Genomic DNA, 21,535 nt, shown 5'->3' with positions numbered 1-21,535 from the left:
GCCGCGGCAGCGCCGCCTGCCCGGCCCGCCACGCGACGACGTCCAGCGCGCGCAGCGGCGTGATCGGCGGGTCGGTCTAGATCGCGGCCAGCTCAGCCCAGGCCCCTGGTGGCAGGCAACTTGTTTCTGTGGCCCCTCGGCCGTGAGGGCTCAGCCGCGTCCAGCTGCGTGGGGTCCCGAAGGACCAGGACAGGCCGTTCCTAGCGGACTGCTCGGCGCTGTCTTCGAGCACCTCGCTGGGCATTCCGGGTACCGCTGCTACAGCTCGCGCTCGTCCCGCGGCTCCGCCCCGGAGATCTGCCGGCAGACGGGGCGAAGGTCCGAACTGTTTTGAGCGCGGATCCTGACGATGTGGCCGAGCTCGGTCCCGAACCGGTCCATCCGCGTTGGTAGGCGACGCCTCAACGCCGCCTACCTAGCCGGTCCGTCGATCCGGTCCACGCGGATTCCACCATGTTACGGGCGAATGCTGATGATCGTCTTTCCCTTGCGGCGGACGGTCGGGTTGAGGGCTGACACCGCCTCGTCGAGGGGCGCGATGGTGTCGATGTTCGTCCGCAGTCGGCCGTCCCGGACCCGCTGCACGATCTCGACCAACTCGGCGCGATCGGCCTCCACGACGAAGTCCACCGCCAAGCCATCGGCCGGGTGGGCCTCGACCGGCCCGACGATGGACACCAGCGTTCCCCCAGGCTTGATGAGGGCCGCGGACCGCTTCTGAATCTCGCCTCCGATGACATCGAAGACCAGGTCGACGCGGCCGACAGCGTCGAGCGCATCGTTCTCGAGGTCCACGAACTCGTCCGCGCCGAAGTCGAGCGCCTTCTCCCGGTCGGCGGCGCGGCCCGTGCCGATGACGTAGGCTCCAGCCTCGCGGGCGAGCTGGGTCACCATCGTCCCGACCGCCCCGGCGGCGCCGTGGGCAAGGACTGCCTGTCCGGCTTGCAGGCGGCCGTGCTGGAACAGGCCCTGCCACGCGGTCAGGCCTGAGATCGGCAGGGATGCGGCAACGGTGAAGTCGACGTCGCCGGGCAGCGGGGCGAGGTTGCGTGCCTCGACTGCGACATACTCGGCGAGGGTTCCGTCGCGATGCCAGTCGGCGAGCCCGAAGACCCGCTGTCCGATCGACAGTCCGGTTGTGCCGTAGCCGAGGGCGCTGACCACGCCCGCCACCTCATGTCCGGGGATCGACGGTGCCTTGTCGTGGCCGGCGCGATCGGTCCAGGTCGACGGCCAGTCCATCTCGGTCGGAACGAATCCCGATGCGTGAATCTGGACGACCACGTCGTTTATTGCCGCGGTCGGCTCGGGGCGCTCGGTCAGCGTCATTCCGGCAAGTCCTGCTGCCTGATCGGTGACCACGATGGCTTTCATTGGTTTCTCCTCTGTCGTGGATCTGTTTCGCGGGAAGTTGAAGCGGACGTGCCGGGCTAGTTGGGGATGAGCGCGGCGCACTCGGTGGCAGGTAGGTCAGGTTCCGTCGTCCAGATCGTCACCGGCTGGCCTCTCTGACGGCTGCCCGCTACGCTTACCGGGCTCTCGCTGATCGCAGGTGTGCGTGGGTTGTGCGCCGAGAGGGCCGTGAACAGCGTGGCGAGGAGGGCGAGGCCGCCGTATCCGAGTGAGATCTGCGGCAGCGAGAAGGCTCCGGAGAGCTGAGCCGAGATGAGGCTGGGAATGCTCGCCCCGCTGTAGGAGACAAGGTAGACCACAGCGAGGATCGGCGCCCGGTCGGCTGAAGTTCCGCCGTGCAGGAGTGCCCGGGTGGCTGCGCTGATAGCGACGCCCTGGCCGGCGCCGGCGAGGACCGTTGCAGTGATGAACACCGGAAGCGCGCCTGTAGCGATCGCGGTAACAAGGCCCATCCACCCGGCCACGAAGCCAACCATGCCGACGCGCTGAGCCCCGGCCACGGTGAACCGGCCGCCGATGGGAGCACCCAGTGCGCTCGCGCCCATGTAGGCGGCGAACACCAGTCCAAGCACGAGCGGGCTATCGGTGCCTAGCTGGTCTTTGACCAGTGCGGGCACGAAGGCCTGGTAGAAGGCTCCAGTTGCCCAGATAGCAAGGAAGACCGCGGCCGCGACAGGGAGCAGATCCCTGACTCCGACGGGCAGGTGGACGCTCGGGCGCAACGACCGCCAACCACCCGATGTCCGGGTCACGGTTTCGGGGCTGACGGCGACCATCACGGCTGCGAGCAGGAGGAAGCCGATGTCGACGATGTACACGAGGTCGCGCGGCCACGGCCCGAACTGGACCAGGGCACCGGATACGACGGCGCCCACGGCCAGCCCGAGCATGACCGGCTGGCTGGAGGCCACCGAGGCCAGCCATGCCGGCCGGGCCGGTGCCGCGTCGACGATGTAGGAGGTAAGGCTGCTGCTGGCCAGCCCGGCACCGAATCCCATCAGCAGCCGACCGGCGATCAGGATGCCTATGTGGTGCACGTTCAGCAGCGTCAGCGTTCCCGCAATCAGAAAGGCGAGGCTGGCGATGGAGACGGGGCGCCTGCCCGTGTAGTTGGACAGGCGCCCCGTGCCCAGCAGTGTTCCGAGAGTTCCGACCGAGTAGGCGACCACGGTCAGGGAGATGTCGGCACTGCTGAAGCCGTCCTGAGCCCGATAGATGTTGAACAGCGGAATGGTCGAACCCACCGTGGCGAATGAGGCCAGCAAGGCGACCACCGCCGAAGCGAAGGCCAGCACTAGGCCCTCCTGGCGGCCGAATCGATCTTTCGCTGGTCCTGATTGCTGCTCGAGAGCCAAGTCCTGTCGCGGCACAGCAGATCACCTCCTTAGTGGGGTCTGGAACGAGAAGCCACTGGAACCCTGACCCGTCGATCCGATTTTTTGGGCTTGCCAGCCCATTTCCTCCATTAAGCGCGGCTATGAGTGGGCTGTCAAGCCCACTTTTGATCTATGCTTGGAAGCATGAAAGCGAGTGCGGGGATTCGGGAGCCGCGGAAGCTCACCGGCAAGGGGCAGGCGACCCGCGAGCGGATTCTGGAGCAGGCCGCGGAGCTCATCTACACCAAGGGCGTCCATGCGACGAACAACGAGCAGCTCCGACGGGCGGCCGGCGTCAGCGGGTCCCAGCTCAACCACTACTTCCCGACCAAGGAGAGCCTCATCCTGGCCGTCATCGAATGGCGCGCCGAGCGGGTCCTCTCGTTCCATCGCAGCGAGCGGTTCGCCAGCTTCGACAGCCTGGACGCATTGCAGGAGTGGGCGGACTTCTACGTCGGCTTCGAGCGCGCCCATCAGGAAGGCTGCACTCTCGGGTCGCTCGCGAGCGAGATCATCAAGACTGACCTCGACGTCCACGATCAGCTCGCGGACGCGTTCGACCAGTGGCGGGACATCTTCCGCAACGGACTACAGCGCATGCAGGAGCTCGGCCGGATCAGCGCCGATGCAGATCCCACCCGCCTGGCCAATCTTCTGCTCTCGGCGTTCCAGGGCGGGATGCTCCTCTCCCAGGTCCAGCGGAACGCGGCCCCGCTGAGAGACGCCCTGCAGGCCGCCATCGACTATGTGCAGACCTTCGAGACCGCTCTCGACTGCGCCTCACCCCGGCTTCAATAGCCCGCCAATGATCAAGGCAGGTCTACAAATCCGGGTGTCGCCCACGACGATACCCTCGGGAGCCGCCACCCCTTCTAACGAGCAGTGACCGATCGGTGCGCATCCGGCAATTTACACGATGAGGCAACCCCCGCACGGGGTATGTAGGTGTAGGCCACCTCGCGCCGGCACCCGAGGAGACAGCGGACGCGGGGAGGGTGGAGGTCGTGGCCGAGCTCATCCTGGCCCACCGGCAGACCCGCAAGGCGGGAGTCCCGATGTGCACCTGAGACTCGAGTTCACCGGGTACGCCTCCTTCGACTCCGACTGCGCCAAGCACTTGGGGACGCTGCCCGCCGCGCTCCCCTACCCTGCGACGACCCGTCCGGTCTTCTGCTCGTGCGCCCCCGGATGCGGGCGCCCGGTGGCTTCCAGGGCGTTGACCCAGGGCGGCGTGCGGCGCGGGCCATGCGTCGAGTCGCACGTGGACTTGAGCAACCGAACCGACTGCTCTCGGTTTCTGCTTCCTGCTGATCGGGTATCTCCTTTGGCATGCCCTATCAAGAACCGGCCTCGCCGCTGCACGGGACGATGCTCGAGCTGATCGGCGAGGCGCGCCGACGGCGGATGTCGCACAGCAGGTACTCACTCGAGGGGTGCGAGGTCCTGCTCTGGGTCCATGCTCCTGCCGACGAACATGCCGCAGCCGCCTGTGAAGGCTGCCTGGAGCGCTGGCCCTGCCGGACGGTGTTAGGGATTCTCGGCGGTCTGGAGGCCTCGTCCCAGCCAGGCCGCCTGCGCCTGATCCGCGGCTGATTACGGCCTTGCCGCGCCGACGCGCAGCTGACTGGTGTACGGTAGCTGCTCTTGCCCCCACCATTGAGAGGAACACCAGCACCGTGGCCGCCGACTTCGACGAACTGCGCTCCGACGTGAAGGAATCCCAGAACGAATCGCTTGAGGCGGTGAAGTCGGTGAGCGCCCCCGATGCGCGCAGCGTCGTGCGCGAGCTCGACGTGGACGACAGCGGCGAGGCCGGGGAACTGCGCGGCGGCGAAATCCTGACCGACGAGCTCACTGTCCAAGTAGTCCCGCAGGGCGAGGACGAGTTCGTCTGTCAGTCCTGCTTCCTCGTCCGCCACCGCTCACAGAAGGTGGAGGTCGGCGGTCAGGCCTTCTGCCGCGACTGCGAAGGCTGACGCGGCAGGGAGGCTGACCTCCTCATCTCCGCGGTGCAGGCCCTGCCGGATCATCCACGGCCTCGTCCTAGGCCGGGGCCTGCGTGTGCTCAGTTCAGGGCCGGCGTGTCCTCGGGAATGACGCCGGAGCCGTAGAGGTCGGCGGCGAGGTCGCGGAGCGCGCGCAGGGCAACCCGCTGGGTGTAGGGCCCGTAGGAGATGCGCGCCACCCCGAGTTTCTGCATCTCCGCCGCCGGCAGCGCGCCGGGGGCGCCGATAACGGAGAGCTTGCCCGCCCCCAGCCCGTCCACGAGAGGCTCGATGGTGTCGCGGGTGAGGGCACCGGGAACGAACACGAGGGCGGCGCCGGCGTCGAGGAACGCCTGGCCGCGGCGGATGGCGTCCTCGATGCTCTCCTGGATCGAGCGGCCACCACCGCGCACGATCGCGTCGGTGCGGGCGTTGAGCTGGAACTCTATGCCCTCGCTCTGGGCGGCCGCAGTGATCGCCTCGACCCGCGCCACAGCCTGCTCGAAGGGCCGAAGGCGGTCCTCGACGTTCGCGCCCACGACGCCTATGCCGATCGCCCGGCGGACCGTCTCGGCCGGGTCGTCGTAGCCGTCGTCGAGGTCAGCGGTCACGGGCAGCTCGACCGCGTCGACCACAGCCTTGACCCCCGCCAGCGCCGTCTCCAGTGGCATCCCCCCGTCGGGATAGCCGTAGGAGGCCGCGATCGAGTGGCCAGCCGTGGCGATCGCCTTCGTCTCGGGCAGGGCCGCGACCGTGGCCGCACTGACGGCGTCCCAGACGTTGACGACGCGGAGGATCTCCGAGGCCTCATGCAGCGCCTTGAGGGTCTGCGCCCGCTCTGCCGTGGTTTTCCCAGCCATACCCATTCCTCCTTCTCGGTCCTTCCGAACCAGGCAGCCGGTCCGGTGCCTGACGATGGTCTGCGCAGCGTCTGGGGCGCGCGGAAGGCGCCCGACCGGCCAATGGCCTCCCTCAGGACCGAGCGCCAGCCTGACGCCTCCAGCACGTGCAATGTTGCGAATCAGCAGGCAGGGACTACGCCGTCGCACGCTGCCACTGTTTCTACCAGACAGTACCCAGCCATGGACAGGGTGGGTTGGGCGTGTCCCGGCAGGTCTCCCGAAGGCCACGCAGCCGTTCCGGGATGCGATCCGCCGCTTCTTCGCGAAGTACGCCACCTTCACGGGCCGCGCCGGACGCGGGGAGTACTGGTGGTGGGTCGTCGCCAGCATGATCGTCAGCGTCATCCTGTCGTCATCACCGCCAGCATGAGCCTCGCCGTGCTCGTCATGGTCCTGCGGCCGTCCAGCCGGCAGGGCAGCGGTTCGACTGGCCCACTGCGGGGGCCACAAGGCCTGACCGCGCGGCACCGCGAACTCGAGCCCGCGGGCCCTCACTTCGAGCGGCCGGGGTTCCTGCTCCCGAGTCCCGCCAGATCGCCTTCGCCTAGCGCATCGGCGTCAAGTCCGTCTCGTCAGGCCGCACTTCCCGATCATCCGCACCAGATGTCACCGCCCAGCAGCCTCGACGCCTCGGCCCTTGCCTCCGAGTCACCGAGCCCGGCCTGCCTGAGTTCGCGGAGCAACCGCGTCCTCTGACGGTGGGGGGCCGGAGCGAGATCCGAGCCGGGGTGCTGCTCACGGTCCGGATGAGCCCGCGGGACGGACTTCTCGGAGTGGAAGGTAGTTCTGGAGTGACTGCTTCGAGGAAGCATGGAAGATCTGCCTGCCCTGCCCTCACTCGACGTCGTCGAGGGGGCATCATTCTCAACGCGCAGCCGGGGTCCCAGACTCTTGAGGCCCATTGCGCTCCCACCATTCTCGCCGCTCACTGCGATGACGGGTAGTCCGCATCTGGACGGGGAAGCCCTCGCCGCCGCGGGCAGGCGCTGAGACGTGTCCCGGCCCTGGAGGGGCCCCAGCTGCCGGGCCCCTCCGTGCCGGGTCGCGGGTTACCAGCCCGCTGAGTCCATTGGGAGAGGGAACTCGTACGGACGCTATCCGGCACATCCCCGGGCCAAACCACCCCGGCGGCATGCCGTGCGTCACGGACTGTTGCAGGGGCCGCGCATAGGATCATGGGGTGAGCACGCCCCAGCCCCGTCGGCCGACCCTGCACAGCCTCGGCCTCGACGCGGTCTGGCTGGCCTCACGCATCGAGGAGAACCCGGTTTTGCTGGGTCTCACCGACGGCACGCCCCGCTTCGAGCGCACCATCCTCCGGCCCGGCACCGACCGGTTCGCCGTCATCCTCTTCGACCCCGCTGGCGGCACCCGCCTCCTCGTCGAAGTCCAGCTCGCCGACGCCGACGCCGGCCAGCTCGCCCGCGCCTTGGACCTCTGGGCCGCAGAGCACACCCGCCTCCCTGTCGGGCACCGCCTCGTGCTCGCGGCCGAGCACATCCCCGCCGACGTCGCCCACGCCGCCGCCTCGGCCCGGGCCACGGCGCCCGTGGAGCTCCTCGAGCTCCGCGCTGAACAGACCGGCAGCATCGTGAACGTTTATGGAGAGCCCGTCCCTCTCCGCAGCGGCAACGGCCCCACCCCAGCCCTGCCCTGAGCTCCGGGCGCCCCGCCCTGACCTCCGGGGCGCTGGGTGACCCGGGGTGCCCGCTTACGGTCGCCGAGACGCATCAGCGGCCCCTGACGGAGAGCCATAGTGCTCGCCAAGTCTCGCGAGCCCCTCATCGAGCGAGACAGAGGGTGTCCAGTCGAGGAGCGCTCGGGTCTCACGCTGGTCGTACCAGTGGGCCGTGGAGAGCTGCTCGGCCAGGAATCTCGTCATCGGAGGCTCCTCCTTGCGCCCGGCCCAGGTCCAGAGCTTCTCCACCACCGCGCCCGCCGTCCGAGCTACGGAGCCGGGCACGGCCCGCGACGGCGCCGGGACGCCGGCTGCGCGGCAGATGCCTGCGAGCAGCTCGCCGATCGGGCGCGGCTCGCCGTTGGTCACGACGACGGCCCTCCCATGGATGTGGTCCATGCGGTGCAGCGCAGCGACGATGGCGGAGGCAGCATTGTCCACATAGGTGGTGTCGACCAGCGCGGCACCGGCGTCGAGCAGGGGCAGGCGGTGGTGCCTCGCACGGTGCAGGACCCGTTCCACCAGTTGGGTATCGCCGGGGCCCCACACGATGTGGGGGCGCACCGCGCCGACCCGGAACCCCGGCGAATCCGCCGCCAGCGCGAGGAGCTCAGCCTCGGCCTTGGTGCGGGAGTAGTCTCCGTGCGCGCGCTGCGGGTCGGCGGGCTCGGCGCCCAGGCCCGCGATGGCGGCGCCGGAGTTGGCCACGGACGGGGACGACACGAACACGACTTCCCGCACGCCGGCCGCGCGAGCGCACCGGAGGAGGCGGCGGGTCCCCTCGACGTTCACCTCGTGGAACTCAGCCGCTCGGCCGGTGAAGGAGACCTTCGCGGCCAGATGGACGATACCCTCCGCACCCTGAACGGCCGCCCGGACAGCGTCCTCGTCGGTGACGGAGCCGCGGAGGTCAGCGGCGCCGTCGACCCCTGACGCCCGTCGCTGGAACGTGGTCACGGCGTGCCCTTGGCGGACCAGGAGCCGCGCAACCTCACGTCCGAGCAGCCCGCTGGCGCCCGTGACGAGGACCCTCATGGCTTCCCCGGGCGGCCGCCGGCCAGCACTCGGGAAGCCCAGCGGGACAGACGCGTCCTGTCGATCTTCGCGTTGTGCCGGATGTCCGTGGGGAGCGCTGGAACGGCCAGCACCGCGGAGACCGCCACGCCGGCCTCACGGGCCGCCTCCCTGACGCGCGCCGCGAGCCGCGGCGCCGCAGGGCCCGCGCTCCGGGTCTGAGGCGAGGTCTCGACGACGGCGACCACCGCCTGCGTGCCAGCCGGCCCGACACCGGCGATGGCGGCCAGCCGAACGCAGTCGAGACGTTCGATTGCCTGCTCCACGCCGACAGGCGTGACCACGGCGCCCGGCGCCGTCACGACGTGGGCCAGGCGCCCCTCCACCCAGAGGCGGCCGGCCGCGTCGAAGTGCCCCACGTCGCCTGTGCGGTGCCACCCGGGAACGCTGGAGCTCTCCCGCTGCGTCAGCCAGAGCCTGTCGTAGGCGTGCTTGACGTGCGGCGCGCTGACCAGGATCTCACCAGTCACGCCCGCCTCGGTCACAGGATGGGATCCGTGCGCACTGCCGTCGGCGGCCAGCGGAACGACAGCGACGCGCGCACCATGCACCGGCAGGCCGACACACACGCCATTGCCCGCACCCGGCACGGTGCCGGCGGAAGCGTCGACGTCGGCGGCCTGGATCTGTTCGAGGCTGATGTCCGTGACGGGCAGCGCTTCCGTCATCCCATAGGGGGTGTGCAGCGAGGCCCGCGGAAGGAGCCGCTGCACCTCGGCCAGGAGCGGTTCGGGGACAGGCGCCCCGGCGGACAGCAGCAGTTCGACCCGCTCCAGGGCCTCGCGCCCCGCCGCTCCCACGCCATCCTGGGTAGCCAGGACATTGCGCAGCGCCGCCGGCGAGGCGAAGACCACGGTGGCTTCGATGGCCGCCGCAGCGTCCCCCAGCGCGCGCGCCGTGAGGGTGCGGGGAGCCGTGACGTCCATCGCAGGTGTCACCGAGACTGCCCCGAGCGCCGGTCCGAGGAGCGCGAAGGGGGCGAAGCCCGCCACCAGTCTGGCCCCGCGGCGGATCCCGAACGTCTGGGCCACGGTGTTCCGCATCGCAGAGAGCTGCCGATGGGTGTAGGCAACCCCCTTCGCGGGTCCGGTCGAGCCGGACGTGAACAGTACGGCGGCGGGGGCCGTCGGATCCGGATCGGGCAGCGGCCGGCCCGCGCCCAGCGCTGCACCGCGCCGCGCGAGGGCTGCGAGCGAGGCTTCGACTCCGAGGATGCGGCGGCGGACCTCCGGCAGCTCCTGCACGCTGATCCGCCGGCCGGGCCAGCCGAGCGCCGCGGCAGCCGCGAGTGCCCTGTCGATGCCGATCAGGAAATCGGGGGCTGCGCCCTTCACGGCCCGGCTCAGGCCCCTGGCTCCGAGCCCGGCGTCGGCCACCACGACCACGGCGCCAAGCCGCAGGCACGCGTAGAGCGCCACGGTGAGGTCCACCCCTGGCGGAACCATGAGGCTCACCCGGCTGCCGCTGCCGACGCCGGCATCCCGCAGGCCAGCAGCGAGCTCGGCGATGCTCCAGCCTAGCTGTCTCCACGTGAGCAGACGGCTGACGGCGCCCGCCGGCGACATCTCGGCCACAGCGGTTTCGTCCCCTCCGGGGCCCGCGGCCTGCTCGTCGAGCTCCGACCAGAGTGGGCGGAACGCGCCGGGCCGCTCCTCGGCGGCCGTCGGCTTGCCTGCGTCGGGGATCGGTGCGCCCGACGCCGCGTGGTCGCCGGCGTGCGTGCCGACCGCGTGGTCCGCGAGCCACTGGAAGACCGGTGCGGCGATGTCGCGGTCCTCCGCCACGAGGTGTCCTGCGCCCTCGAAGCGGTGCACGTCCGCGTGCGGGAGCCGCCCGATGAGGTCTTTGAGGTAGCGGTCGGAGAAGACGGGGTCGCGCGGCCCCCAGAGCAGCAGCGCCGGCACCCGGAGCCCGCGCACCCCTTCCGCTACCGCGCGGAGCGCCAGGAAGCTGGGATGGGAGGCCTCCGTGGGGATGTCCGCCACGAAGTTCCCCACCCCCGCCCGGCGGTGGGAGCTGCGGTACGGGGCCATGTAGGCCCTGCGGACCTCGGGGGGCAGCTGTGGGCGTGCCAGGGCGTGTGTGACCCGCAGGAAGGCGTCCGACGTCGTCGTGCCCCAGCGGTGGACCGCGGGGTGCAGCGCAAGCCGGAGGGCGGGCGGGATCCCCGAGCCGGACGGCTGGTGGACGGCCGTGTTGGTCAGCACGACTCCGGCGAGGTGCTGGCGGTGCGCCAGCGCCCAGCCGAGGCTGACCACCCCGCCCCAGTCGTGGCCCACTGTGACCACCGGTCCGTCGAGGCCCAGTGCGTCGGTCAGGTCTCCGAGGTCGTTGATCCGGTCACGCAGACGACGGAATGTGCCGGTCCGCTCCGAGTAGCCCATGTCAAGCTGGTCCACCGCGACGACGCGCCACGGATGGGCCGGCTCGGATCCGGCTGCCAGAAGGGTCCGCCACAGGTACGCCCAGGTCGGGTTGCCGTGGACGCACAGCAGGGTGCCTGCCGGCGCGAGACCCCGCCGGGAGATTTGTGGGCCGTTGTCCAAGACGTGCCAGCGGCGCAGTGTGCCCGGAGGGTCCACCGCGGAGGTGGAATGAACGGTGATCGTCCGGGACCATTCGGGGTCGACCCCGGCCCAGGCCTCGGCTACCAAACGATTTCCACCATGCCCGTATTCAGTCCCGAGCCCACGCCCATGCACAGCACGCGGTCTCCCGAACTCAGCGACTGTGCCTCGGCTGCCAGTGTCATGGGCAGGGAGGCAGGACCCACGTTGCCCCAGTAGGGGAAGGTGATCGGAACCTTGCCCGGGTCGAGGTCGATGGCCTTGATGATGGCCTGGGTGTAGGCGTTGCTCACCTGATGGGTGACATAGCGGTCCATGGAGGCCCAGTCCCACTCTGGCTGGGCCTCGTGCCAGGCGTCGACCACAAGCTGGAGGCCGCCGTCGAGCAGGCCCTTCGTGTCGGTGGACATCCCGTCGACGCCTCCCACGCACAGGTCGTGGTGCTCGGTGCCGGCTCGCATCACGCCCCCGACGAGCCGGTGGGCCCCCGGGTGCTCATCGGCAGGACCCAGGACGGCTGCGGCTGCCCCTGAGCCGAGGGTGAGCGTGGCGAACTCACGGGTGAAGTCTTCGCGGGTCGTGTCCGGCCGCTGCAGTCGTGCCAGCGTCGCCTCCTGTGTGGCTTGCGAGTCCTCGCCGTTGACGATGACGGCGTACTTGATCTGGCCGGAGTCGATCATGTTGGCCGCCAGGATCATGCCGTTCACGAACCCGAGGCACGCGTTCGCAAGGTCGAAGTTCATGGCCGACGAATTCAGGCCCATCCGGTGGTGGATCTTCACCGCGACCGACGGCTCGAGGCTGCGTCGCGTGACTGAGGTGTTGATCAGGAGCCCGATCTCGGATGCTTCCACACCCGCCTCTGCCAGCGCCTTCGCACCCGCTTCGGCCGCGGCGTCGTCGAAGGACGTCCCGGGGGCCCACCAGCGGCGGTGTGTGATGCCGGCGACGCGCTCGAGCAGCCGGGGCGGGAACCTGAGCCGCTGCAGGGTCGACGCCAGGCTGTGGTCGAAATCCGTCGAACTCACGATCCTCGGAGCCTCGACGCTGCTCACCGCAAGCAGTGCGGTGTTGCCGTGCCGAAAGGTCGCGTTCCCTGCCAAATCAGGCCCCTGTTCGTTTCCGTGCTGAATCCATGCGGTGACAGTACCCACATGAGCGGAAGGCTAAGACAGATGCCCAGGCTGGTTCACGATGTCGGCGCTGAAGAATACTCTGCCAGAGGTTAGGCGATCGCGCCTCTCGCCTTCGCCTTGACCTCCTTGACGTCCGCACCGCGTGCGCGGAATCTTGACGGTACGAACAGCTGGGGCCCATCTCATCGGACTGAGGAAGGGTCGCCGATGGACCTCGATCTCCTGACAGTGCTCATCGCCGTGGGCGGCATGGCCACCGGCGTCGGTGCCATCTGGGCGGCCTGGGTCGCACGACGGCAGCTGAGGGCCCACGCGGAATTCGTCGAGGAGCAGAACGTCCTCATGAGACGCCAGACCGAACTGACAGCGCAGAGCGTGGCCGCGCAGCTGAAGTCCCTCCAGCTGCGCGACGAGCGCGAGCGGATCCGGCTGGAGGTCAGCGTGATGTCGCAGCTCTGGGAGGAGTGGACCGGACCCATCTTCCAGCGGTACCGGCGGGCGAGTTTCCAGTACTTCCTCGACCACTATCTGGTCGATGGGCAGCTGCGCGAGCCACAGTACATTGACGGCGCCACTCGCGCCCTCTTCAACTTCTATTCCGAGCTGGGGTACCTCACGAGGACTGGCGTACTCAGGGCAGAGCGCGTTCTCGACCTCCATGGGAATTCCATCCGGCACGGCTGGGCACTGTGGAGGCCGGCGGCGATGCGGGAGCGAGAAATGTGGTCCGACCCGGCCCGATATGCCGACTTCGAGTACCTCTACGGGCTCGCCGTGAAGTACCGGGACCGCGGGGAACCCTCCCAGGAAGAACTGCTGCTCTTCCTCCGCAAGCAGGGACGAACGGAGGAAGAAATGCTGGCCGCTGCGGAGTCCCCCTTGCCGGCGCGGGAGCGGGCGGCCCCGACAGACTCCTGAACTCCCGCGGGTCCCCGTGCTGGTCCCGTGGGCGGCCTCAGCTCGGGCTCACCCACCGCGGCCCCAGCACGCCTTCGAGCAGCGCGCGCCGCTTCTCGCACAGCACGCCGCGGCGTTCAACATCCCGCTGGCCCTCCAACCACGAACCGAGCCTCGCTTCGACCCGGTCGCTCGATCTCCAGTCGGGGATGCCGCCGCCTTCCTCACGGAATGCCTCGAGTTCCACGATGGCCGCCGCGAATTCCTCGTCGCGCGGTTCTCTCATGCGGTCGAGCCCTGTGATCTGCCTGGAGAGATAGCGCTTCATTGCCTCGTCCACGATTGATTCCCCCCCCAATAACTCTCCGACGTCGCGTTGACGCATTCTAGCCAGATCGCGCGGTCCTACGGGAAGCTGCAGCCCCCAAAAGGCATCGCTACATTCCGCGCCGTGCGGGCGGCATATCCGCTAATGTTGTACACGTCCAATGCGGACGCTGGGGGTTCGCTTTGGAGCGCCCGCGGCCGCCTCGAAACCGTGCGAACGGTAAGGCGGCCGCGGGTGCGGTGTCACCCCGGGCGGCGGAGACAACAGGAAACACAAGAGGGGGAATGATGGGCCCTGTGGGGGACGGCCTCGTTCAGGAGAGCCTCCTGGATGCGCGGGCAGAGTCTGCAAGGCTGCAGGCAGCCCTGCACAGGAAGGCCTGGATGATCCCCAAGGAGCCCTTCATTGCCGCCGGCAGGCTCGTGCTGGCCCTCGCCGGAATGCTCGGCGTCGTCGCGCTCGGCCTCCTGCTCGCGGCAGCCGTCGCCCTCGTCCAGATGCACATCCGCTGACGGCGACGGTCTCACCGGACTTCTGCTCCAACGACAGCCGGCCCGGCCCCCGCGAGGGGACCGGGCCGGCGTCGTACGTTTCGGTCAGGCAGCCTTGGCAGCGATCGCGGCGTCGAGGAACGCGTCGAAGCCCTGCTGCGCAGAGTCCCCGATGCCCCACTGCTTGCCGTCCACGAACGCCGTTGGCGTGCCGGTGACGCCCGAGGAGGTCGCGAGCTGGGTGTCGTACTTGACCATCGGCCGGTAGGTCTTGTCGTCGACGCACTTGTCGATGTCTGCGCCGAGGCCCCGCGCGATCTCCTTGAGCTTGTCATCGGAGAGGCCCGCGCTGCCCTCAGCGGGCTGCTGTGCGAACAGCGCCGTGAAGAAGTCGGCGTACTTGTCCGGGTAGGAGTTCGCGACGCAGGCGGCGGCGTTGGCGGCCCGCGACGAGTAGTTCGTCGTGGACTGGCGGTCCAGGAAGCCCAGCGGACGGTACTCGAGGGTGATCTTGCCGTCGTTGCGCGCCTGGTTCAGCTTCTCGCCGTACGTGTCCTCGAACTTCTTGCAGATCGGGCAGATGAAGTCGATGTAGACGACCACCTTGACCGGCTCGGCCTTGGCGGACGGCTCGATGCCGGGGGCGTTGGCGGCCTGGCCGGCGCTCGGCTGGCCGGTCGCTGGAGGGATCGATGCGACATCGACGGTCGACGCCGGAACGGCCTTGACCTCATTGCCCTTTCCGAGCGTCACACCGCCGTTCGCGTTCATATTGGCCGCACGGGGCCCGGTGTCCCCGATCGGCGCATTGGAGCGCATCGAGCTCGTGACCACGAGCGCAACCACGGCGATCACGGCCACGAGAGCGACCACGACGCCCCACCGAAGCAGGAGACGATTGCGCTTCTCCCTCTTCTGCTGCTCCTCACGGATCTGGCGGGCCTTCTCCCGGGCGGCGGCGGTGCGCTCTGCCTTCGTCTGTCGTGGCTGATTGGCGGGGCTCATCGTTCCTCGTGATCGGTTCGCGGCGCGCGGTGCACGCTCGTGGTCGGCGACGGGGTCAGTGTAGTGCAGGCGGCTGGCGCCGGGTCCCGCCCTTTCCTTCCCCTCGCCGGGGCTTATTCCCCCGCAACGTTCCGCATCTGGGGTGAGTTCCATATTCCGCGTGTGACATGCAGCCCACGCCGCGGCGGGTAGTGTTGAGGAAAGTGACAGGGATCCGAGGGGACTGAACGTGAGCCAGCAGACCGCCAAGAAACCGACCGAGGAAGACAACGGAATCCCCGCCAGGACGCACATCTACGACTTCCTCGTCGTCTCCAACCGCCTGCCTGTCGACAGGGTCGGCGAAGGCGAGGATGCAGGGTGGCGGCGCTCTCCCGGCGGTCTGGTCACGGCGCTCGCCCCGGTGATGGAGAAGTCCGACGGCGCGTGGGTCGGCTGGCATGGTGCGCCGGACGAGGAAGTGGAGCCGTTCGAGCACGAGGGGATCTCCATCCTGCCGGTGCCGCTCTCGGCCGGGGAAGTCGAGACGTACTACGAGGGCTTCTCCAACGCCACCCTGTGGCCCCTCTACCACGACGTGATCGCGCCGCCGGAGTTCCACCGGACCTGGTGGGACGCGTACCGCAAGGTCAACCAGAGGTTCGCCGACGCCGTCACGGCCTGCGCCGCCGACGGCGCCACGGTCTGGGTGCAGGACTACCAGCTCCAGCTCGTCCCGGCGATGCTCCGCCGACAGCGCCCGGACCTGAAGATCGGCTTCTTCAACCACATCCCGTTCCCACCGCAGGAGATCTTCGCCCAGCTGCCCTGGCGGCGCCAGGTCCTCGAAGGACTGCTCGGTGCGGACCTCCTGGGCTTCCAGCGGCCCAACGACGCCTCGAACTTCGCCCGCGCCGCGCGTCGGTACGCGGGAGCGAGCGGCAAGGGAACCCACCTCGTCGTCCACGATCCAACGCGCCACGACGGACGGCGCGAGGTGCGCGCGGAAGCCTTCCCCATCTCGATCGACACGGCAAGGATCGCCGAGCTCGCCTCCCGCCCCGAAATCATCGAACGCGCCCGCCAGATCCGCCAGGATCTGGGCGACCCCAAGGTGATCATGCTCGGGGTCGACCGGCTGGACTACACGAAGGGCATCCGACACCGGCTCAAGGCCTTCGAAGAGCTCCTCACCGACGGGCGGGTCAAGGTGGGGGAAGTGACTCTCATCCAGGTCGCGAGCCCGAGCCGCGAGCGGGTCGAGCAGTACCGCCTCCTGCGCGAGGAGATCGAGGGCACGGTCGGGCGGATCAACGGCACGTTCGACACCATGCAGCACACCGCCGTCCGCTATCTGCACCATTCGTACCCGACCGAGGAGATGGTGGCGCTCTACCTCGCAGCGGACGTCATGCTCGTCACGGCCCTCCGCGACGGCATGAACCTCGTGGCCAAGGAGTATGTGGCCTCGCGCCTCGACGGGACAGGGGCGCTGATCCTGAGCGAATTCGCCGGCGCCGCCGACCAGCTCAAACAGGCACTGCTGATCAACCCGCACGACATCGCGGGCCTCAAGGACTCGATTACCACGGCCATCAACCTCCCGCCGGGAATCGCGGCGCGCCGCATGAAGACGATGCGCCGCCAGGTCCTGGTGCACAACGTCGAGGAATGGTCGTCCATCTTCCTCGCCCGACTCAAGGAGGTCTGCCCGTGACCATCGACGACCAGCTCCGGGCGGCACTGACCCAGCTGGCCGGCGTCGACCGGCTCCTCGTCGCCCTCGACTTCGACGGCGTCGTCTCGCCCATCGTGGAGCGCGCCGAGGACGCCCGGCCCCTCCCGGCGACCGCGGCCGCCGTCGTGCGCCTCGCGGCGCTGCCGGAGACGTGGACGGCCTACGTGTCGGGCCGGGCACTGACGAGCCTGCTCAAGGTGGCCTCGCCGGACGACCGGACGCTGCTCATCGGGAGCCACGGGGCGGAGGTCCGGCTGGGCGCCGAGGAGCACCCCGTGGCGCTCGACCCCGACCAGCGCGATGCGCTCGCCGACCTCCACCGCACGTTCACCGAGGTCTCCACCCAGGCCCCAGGGACGTGGGTCGAGGAGAAGCCGGCGGGACGCGTCCTGCACACGCGTCAGGCCGACCGGGACGATGCCGCGGCCGCCGTCGCAGCCGCCCGCAGGCAGCTCACCGGCCGGGGGGACATCTTCCTCAAGGACGGCAAGGAGGTCCTCGAGGGCTCGGTCGTGCACGCGACCAAGGGTGAGGGACTGGCCTTCCTGCGCCAGGTGACCGAGGCCGAGGCTGTCCTGTTCGCCGGCGACGACGTCACGGACGAAGACGGCTTCCGCGCCCTGGAGTCCGGTGACGTGGGGATCAAGGTGGGTCCGGGCGAGACCGCCGCGGGCTTCCGCGTCGAGTCCCCCCAGGACGTCGCCGAGGTCGTCGGCCTCCTGGCCGAGCTCCGCGCGGACCTCGGTGCGCAGAGGCGCCCTGACACCGACGGGGCGTCCACATAACGGGATGTTACGTGCACCACATTTCCCCTCGAATGTGATCCGTGCCATACTCGTCTTGTTGAGCGAGGGCGCTGCCCCCGATCATCGGGTTGTGCCAAAATGGGCGACGCCAGCACGGGCGGCCCGTTCTGGCCGCCATGAGGGACACAACTGAACAACACGAACCATTCACTACGGATCGTCCGGCACGTACCTGCCGGTGAAGGGACTGATGACTGTGGCTACAGTTACGTTCGACAATGCGACGCGCCTGTATCCGGGCACCGACAAGCCCGCCGTCGACAAGCTCAACATCGAGATCGCAGACGGCGAATTCCTCGTCCTGGTCGGCCCGTCCGGCTGTGGCAAGTCGACCTCCCTCCGCATGCTCGCCGGCCTCGAGGACGTGAACTCGGGCCGCATCCTCATCGGTGAGCGCGACGTCACGGACGTCCCGCCGAAGGACCGCGACATCGCGATGGTCTTCCAGAACTACGCGCTGTACCCGCACATGACGGTCGCGGACAACATGGGCTTCGCCCTCAAGATCGCCGGCGTCTCCAAGGAGGAGCGCGCCCAGCGCGTCAAGGAAGCCGCCAAGCTGCTCGATCTGGAGCAGTACCTCGAGCGCAAGCCGAAGGCCCTCTCGGGTGGCCAGCGCCAGCGCGTCGCCATGGGCCGCGCGATCGTCCGCAACCCCCAGGTCTTCCTCATGGACGAGCCGCTCTCGAACCTCGATGCCAAGCTTCGCGTCCAGACCCGCACCCAGATCGCCTCGCTGACCCGCCGCCTGGGCGTCACGACGGTCTACGTCACGCACGACCAGGTCGAGGCCATGACGATGGGCGATCGTGTCGCAGTCCTCAAGGACGGCCTCCTCCAGCAGGTCGACACGCCGCGCAACCTCTACGACCGCCCGACCAACGTGTTCGTAGCCGGATTCATCGGCTCGCCCGCCATGAACCTGCTCGAGCTCCCGGAAGCCGACAACGGCGTGAAGTTCGGCGGCACGGTCTACCCCGTGGCCCGCGACGTCCTGTCCGAGGCCCACGGCTCGACCGTCACCCTCGGCGTCCGGCCCGAGGACCTCGAGACCGCTCCCCAGGGCGAGGGCCTCGAGGTTGAGGTCGACGTCGTCGAGGAGCTCGGTGCCGACGCCTACATCTACGGCCACACGATGCTGGACGGGCAGAGCCACGACATCGTCGCTCGGACCGACGGCCGCCGGCCCCCGATGAAGGGCGAGAAGATCTGGGTCCGCCCGCAGCAGGGCCACGTCCACCTCTTCGACACCAAGACCGGCCTCCGCCTCGGCGACTGACCCCTGACGCGGCGACGCCGCGCCATCACGAGAGCGCCCGCCAGGCCCCGCCCGGCGGGCGCTCTCATGTCATGGGGCTGCGCGCCTCGGACGAACCGCGGAAGAATGGAAGACATGACGGAACAGAGCAGCGCCACGTGGCAGGACGAGCCGACGGACTACGCCGAACTCGGCAAGCTGCCGAGGCGCTCTCCCCTGCCCGACCCGCCGCCCTCGCCGGTCATGGGCTCACTCAGCATCACCGCGGCGGCAGCGGACCCGGAACTCCTGGACCTGCCGTGGCACATGGCGCTCGAAGAATGGCCCGAGGAGTACCTGGCTGCGCTTCCGCGCGGCATCTCCCGGCACATTGTGCGGTTCGCGAAGTTGGGCAATTCCGTCATCGCCGTGAAGGAGACCGGCGAGCATGTGGCCCGCCATGAGTACCACATGCTGCGCAAGCTCCAGCGCCTCGACGTCCCGTGCGTCGAGCCGGTGGCCGTGATCCGCGATCGGCAGACCCCCCAGGGCACCCCGCTCGACCCCTGCCTCGTCACCAGGCACCTCAAGTTCTCCCTGCCCTACCGTGCGCTGTTCTCGCAGACGCTGCGCAAGGACACCCTCACACGGCTCATCGACGCGCAGGCCCTGCTGTTGGTTCGGCTCCATCTCGTCGGGTTCTACTGGGGGGACGTCTCGCTCTCGAACACGCTGTTCCGCCGCGATGCCGGCTCGTTCGCAGCCTATCTCGTGGACGCCGAGACCGGCGAGCTCTACCCCGACCTCTCCACCGGCCAACGCGAGTACGATCTGGAGATCGCACGCGTCAACATCGCGGGCGAGCTCATGGACCTCCTCGACGGCGGCCTCATCGACCCCGAGGTGGATCCCGTCGCCACCAGCGAGAGGATCATGGACTCCTACCGGAACCTGTGGGCCGAGCTCACGGAGAAGGAGTCGTTCGAGCTGGGCGAACGGTGGCGTGTGGGCGCCCGCATCCGTCGGCTCAACGAGCTCGGCTTCGACGTGGAGGAGTACGCCATCAAGACGACGGCCGGGGGCACCACCATCCAGCTCCAGCCCAAGGTCGTCGACGCTGGCCATCACCAGCGCCGGCTCCTGCGCCTCACCGGCCTCGATGCCCAGGAGAACCAGGCCCGGCGCCTGCTGAACGACATGGACTCGTTCCGCGCCGACAACTACCCCGGCCAGGACGAGGAGATCAGCGCCCATGCCTGGGTCACCCAGGTCTTCGAGCCCATCGTCAGGGCGATACCGAAGGAGCTGTCGGGGAAGCTGGAGCCGGCCGAGGTGGTGCATCAGGTCCTGGAGCACCGGTGGTACATGTCGGAGAAGCTCGATCGCTATGTTCCGCTCGCCGAGACGCTCCAGTCGTACATCGACGATGTCCTCCGCCACCGCCGCGACGAGGCGGCCATCATGCTCAACCCGGACACCCAGCTCCTGAAGGTTATCGAGACCGAGGAGGCCCGTCACCGCGAGGATGACGAGGACGACGACGAGCACCTCACCGAGGACTGAGTCACCCGCCCACGTGGTCCGTCAGCCACTCGACGAGGGGCCGGAGCCCTGACCAGGCGCTGCGCACGTGTACGAGGGCGTCCGGTGTCCCGAGCCAGACCGGCATGCCGTATGCCTTCCCGGCAGTGAGCGACTTGTGGGTGAGCAGCTCACCCCTGGGATGGTCTCTCGGATACTCGCGCGGAACGGTCTTGAGACGCTCTCCGTCAATGGCGAAACCAGCGCTTCGCAGGGCTCCGACAATGGCATCCAGCTCCGCTCCTGAGGAAGGGGCATCGACGGCGCCCCGGTAGCGGGCGACCTGAGCCGGCGTATGCGAGTGGTACCCGCCGCCCACTCTGAGTCCGTCAGCGTCGAGGTGGAGGTAGTACCCGATGCCCTGAGCAGTCTGCGCGAAGCCGCCCTGATGGGTCTTGTAGGGCGACTTGTCCTTGCTGAACCTCACGTCCCGGTACGGGCGGAAGGCCTTGGCCTCGCCGAACTCCCCTGAGAGCTCGTCCAGAAGCGCCGTCATCGGGACCCTGACCGCCCTCTCGTAGACCTCCTTGTGCCCCGTCCACCACTCCTTGGAGTTGTTCAGCTCAAGGTCTGCATAGAAGGCAGGTCCCTCCGGAGGGAATCCCGTGAATTCGCCCATGGAAGGCATCTTCCGCCCGGTCCGAACCGTCCGTCCAGTCTCAGGCTCCGCCGCCTGCGAGCTCTTCGACAGCCGCCGGGAGCTGGCCGAAGAACGCGGCGAACCGCCCCAGGATTGCACGCCAGTCACCGGACCGGTCGAGCTGGGCATCACTGCCCGGTCCCGACGCCGACCCAGCCTGCGTCACGGTGACAACGGTTCCGCCGGCGGCATGACCCGACGCGTCCTCCAGCGCCACCGTCACCGTGGTCGGGCTGCCAGCTGGTGCCCCTTCGGACCAGGAGAACACGATGTCCGCTCCGGCCTCCTCGTGCCGCACCTCGGCCCACACCACTGTCTCGCCGTTCACCCCCTCCTCGCCCACTACGCCGTCTTCGATGAAGACATGCGTCCCCTCGCCGAAGCGGGTCAAGTCCGCTGGCCACCACAGGTGGACGTCCCCCACGAACGCCCGGTAGACAACGTCTCGGGGCACGGGCAGCTCGAGGCGGTACACGCGCGCCGGCGGTGCCTCGCCGCGCGCTGCCCGGTCGGGCTCCGAGCGCGGAGAGTGTGAGAAGAGGGGTTCCATGCAACGATCCTAGGGCCGTGCAGCTACCCTGCACGTCGGGTCTTCTGCCGAGCCGTCGTTAAATGCAGGGAGCCCCCCGGCGGGGGCTGGGGGGCTCGACCTGGTGGTGTTGTCCGGCGGTGTCCTACTCTCCCACACCCTCGCGGGTGCAG

At 69.1% G+C, this 21,535-nt stretch carries 19 protein-coding genes; 9 read left to right on the top strand and 10 right to left on the bottom strand.

Annotation, left to right across the window (positions count from 1 at the left end; genetic code table 11):
- Nucleotides 1-456: 456 nt before the first annotated feature.
- Nucleotides 457-1,374: an NADP-dependent oxidoreductase gene (locus ABD298_RS15190; protein ID WP_344300604.1), complete on the bottom strand. Its 918-nt coding sequence runs from the start codon at nucleotides 1,372-1,374 to the stop codon at nucleotides 457-459.
- 56 nt (nucleotides 1,375-1,430) lie between these two features.
- The gene (locus tag ABD298_RS15185) at nucleotides 1,431-2,783 is read right to left on the bottom strand and encodes an MFS transporter (RefSeq protein WP_344300603.1); all 1,353 of its coding nucleotides are present in this window, start codon (nucleotides 2,781-2,783) and stop codon (nucleotides 1,431-1,433) included.
- Between the two features lie 150 nt (nucleotides 2,784-2,933).
- Between ABD298_RS15185 and ABD298_RS15180 the strand changes: the two genes are divergently transcribed.
- Together ABD298_RS15180 and ABD298_RS15175 are read left to right on the top strand one after the other, a co-directional pair.
- On the top strand, nucleotides 2,934-3,587 hold the full coding sequence (locus ABD298_RS15180; RefSeq protein ID WP_344300602.1) for a TetR/AcrR family transcriptional regulator: 654 nt from the start codon (nucleotides 2,934-2,936) through the stop codon (nucleotides 3,585-3,587).
- 878 nt (nucleotides 3,588-4,465) lie between these two features.
- Nucleotides 4,466-4,765 carry a DUF4193 family protein gene (locus ABD298_RS15175; RefSeq protein WP_344300601.1) on the top strand — a complete coding sequence of 100 codons (300 nt, stop codon included), beginning with the start codon at nucleotides 4,466-4,468 and terminating at the stop codon, nucleotides 4,763-4,765.
- Between the two features lie 89 nt (nucleotides 4,766-4,854).
- Here the strand turns inward: ABD298_RS15175 and ABD298_RS15170 are convergent, their stop codons facing one another.
- Nucleotides 4,855-5,634, bottom strand: a complete 780-nt coding sequence (locus ABD298_RS15170; protein WP_344300599.1) for an isocitrate lyase/PEP mutase family protein — start codon at nucleotides 5,632-5,634, stop codon at nucleotides 4,855-4,857.
- A 1,222-nt stretch (nucleotides 5,635-6,856) separates the two neighbouring features.
- Between ABD298_RS15170 and ABD298_RS15165 the strand changes: the two genes are divergently transcribed.
- Entirely contained in the window at nucleotides 6,857-7,333 is a 477-nt protein-coding gene (locus tag ABD298_RS15165; protein WP_344300598.1) for a hypothetical protein, read from the top strand.
- Between the two features lie 54 nt (nucleotides 7,334-7,387).
- Here ABD298_RS15165 and ABD298_RS15160 read toward each other — a convergent pair whose 3' ends face one another.
- From ABD298_RS15160 to ABD298_RS15150, 3 genes are read right to left on the bottom strand one after another with little or no spacing between them, the layout of a single operon-like run.
- Nucleotides 7,388-8,389 carry an NAD-dependent epimerase/dehydratase family protein gene (locus ABD298_RS15160; protein WP_344300597.1) on the bottom strand — a complete coding sequence of 334 codons (1,002 nt, stop codon included), beginning with the start codon at nucleotides 8,387-8,389 and terminating at the stop codon, nucleotides 7,388-7,390.
- Nucleotides 8,386-11,082 carry an alpha/beta fold hydrolase gene (locus ABD298_RS15155; protein WP_344300596.1) on the bottom strand — a complete coding sequence of 899 codons (2,697 nt, stop codon included), beginning with the start codon at nucleotides 11,080-11,082 and terminating at the stop codon, nucleotides 8,386-8,388. The genes ABD298_RS15160 and ABD298_RS15155 overlap by 4 nt, the downstream gene beginning before the upstream one ends.
- Complete coding sequence (locus ABD298_RS15150) at nucleotides 11,076-12,098, bottom strand: 3-oxoacyl-ACP synthase III (protein WP_344300595.1); 1,023 nt, start codon at nucleotides 12,096-12,098, stop codon at nucleotides 11,076-11,078. The genes ABD298_RS15155 and ABD298_RS15150 overlap by 7 nt, the downstream gene beginning before the upstream one ends.
- Before the next feature lie 240 nt (nucleotides 12,099-12,338).
- Here ABD298_RS15150 and ABD298_RS15145 point away from each other — a divergent pair, with 240 nt between their 5' ends.
- Complete coding sequence (locus ABD298_RS15145) at nucleotides 12,339-13,049, top strand: hypothetical protein (protein ID WP_344300594.1); 711 nt, start codon at nucleotides 12,339-12,341, stop codon at nucleotides 13,047-13,049.
- A 37-nt stretch (nucleotides 13,050-13,086) separates the two neighbouring features.
- Here ABD298_RS15145 and ABD298_RS15140 read toward each other — a convergent pair whose 3' ends face one another.
- Nucleotides 13,087-13,368, bottom strand: a complete 282-nt coding sequence (locus ABD298_RS15140; protein WP_344300592.1) for a helicase associated domain-containing protein — start codon at nucleotides 13,366-13,368, stop codon at nucleotides 13,087-13,089.
- Nucleotides 13,369-13,643: 275 nt separating this feature from the next.
- On the opposite strand from ABD298_RS15140, the gene ABD298_RS15135 reads away from it, so the two are divergent.
- Nucleotides 13,644-13,868 carry a hypothetical protein gene (locus ABD298_RS15135; protein WP_344300591.1) on the top strand — a complete coding sequence of 75 codons (225 nt, stop codon included), beginning with the start codon at nucleotides 13,644-13,646 and terminating at the stop codon, nucleotides 13,866-13,868.
- Between the two features lie 84 nt (nucleotides 13,869-13,952).
- Here the strand turns inward: ABD298_RS15135 and ABD298_RS15130 are convergent, their stop codons facing one another.
- On the bottom strand, nucleotides 13,953-14,852 hold the full coding sequence (locus ABD298_RS15130) for a DsbA family protein (protein ID WP_344300590.1): 900 nt from the start codon (nucleotides 14,850-14,852) through the stop codon (nucleotides 13,953-13,955).
- Between the two features lie 229 nt (nucleotides 14,853-15,081).
- Here ABD298_RS15130 and ABD298_RS15125 point away from each other — a divergent pair, with 229 nt between their 5' ends.
- The 4 genes from ABD298_RS15125 (at nucleotide 15,082) to ABD298_RS15110 (ending at nucleotide 20,175) form a co-directional block, all read left to right on the top strand.
- On the top strand, nucleotides 15,082-16,548 hold the full coding sequence (locus tag ABD298_RS15125) for an alpha,alpha-trehalose-phosphate synthase (UDP-forming) (protein WP_425564454.1): 1,467 nt from the start codon (nucleotides 15,082-15,084) through the stop codon (nucleotides 16,546-16,548).
- The gene (otsB, locus tag ABD298_RS15120) at nucleotides 16,545-17,354 is read left to right on the top strand and encodes a trehalose-phosphatase (RefSeq protein WP_413249972.1); all 810 of its coding nucleotides are present in this window, start codon (nucleotides 16,545-16,547) and stop codon (nucleotides 17,352-17,354) included. The genes ABD298_RS15125 and otsB overlap by 4 nt, the downstream gene beginning before the upstream one ends.
- A gap of 217 nt (nucleotides 17,355-17,571) precedes the next feature.
- A complete protein-coding gene (locus ABD298_RS15115; protein WP_344300722.1) occupies nucleotides 17,572-18,654 on the top strand; it encodes an ABC transporter ATP-binding protein in 1,083 nt (360 codons plus the stop codon).
- A 114-nt stretch (nucleotides 18,655-18,768) separates the two neighbouring features.
- Nucleotides 18,769-20,175: a DUF4032 domain-containing protein gene (locus tag ABD298_RS15110; RefSeq protein ID WP_344300588.1), complete on the top strand. Its 1,407-nt coding sequence runs from the start codon at nucleotides 18,769-18,771 to the stop codon at nucleotides 20,173-20,175.
- A 1-nt stretch (nucleotide 20,176) separates the two neighbouring features.
- On the opposite strand, the gene ABD298_RS15105 is transcribed toward ABD298_RS15110, so the two are convergent.
- Entirely contained in the window at nucleotides 20,177-20,812 is a 636-nt protein-coding gene (locus tag ABD298_RS15105) for a DUF2461 domain-containing protein (protein WP_344300587.1), read from the bottom strand.
- 40 nt (nucleotides 20,813-20,852) lie between these two features.
- Nucleotides 20,853-21,383, bottom strand: coding sequence for an SRPBCC domain-containing protein (locus ABD298_RS15100; RefSeq protein WP_344300586.1), 531 nt, complete (start codon nucleotides 21,381-21,383; stop codon nucleotides 20,853-20,855).
- Between the last annotated feature and the right edge of the window lie 152 nt (nucleotides 21,384-21,535).

The sequence above is a fragment of the Sinomonas flava genome (genome assembly GCF_039531875.1).
GTDB classification, from domain to species: Bacteria; Actinomycetota; Actinomycetes; order Actinomycetales; family Micrococcaceae; genus Sinomonas; species Sinomonas flava.
This window is presented reverse-complemented; position numbering and strand designations above follow the sequence as displayed.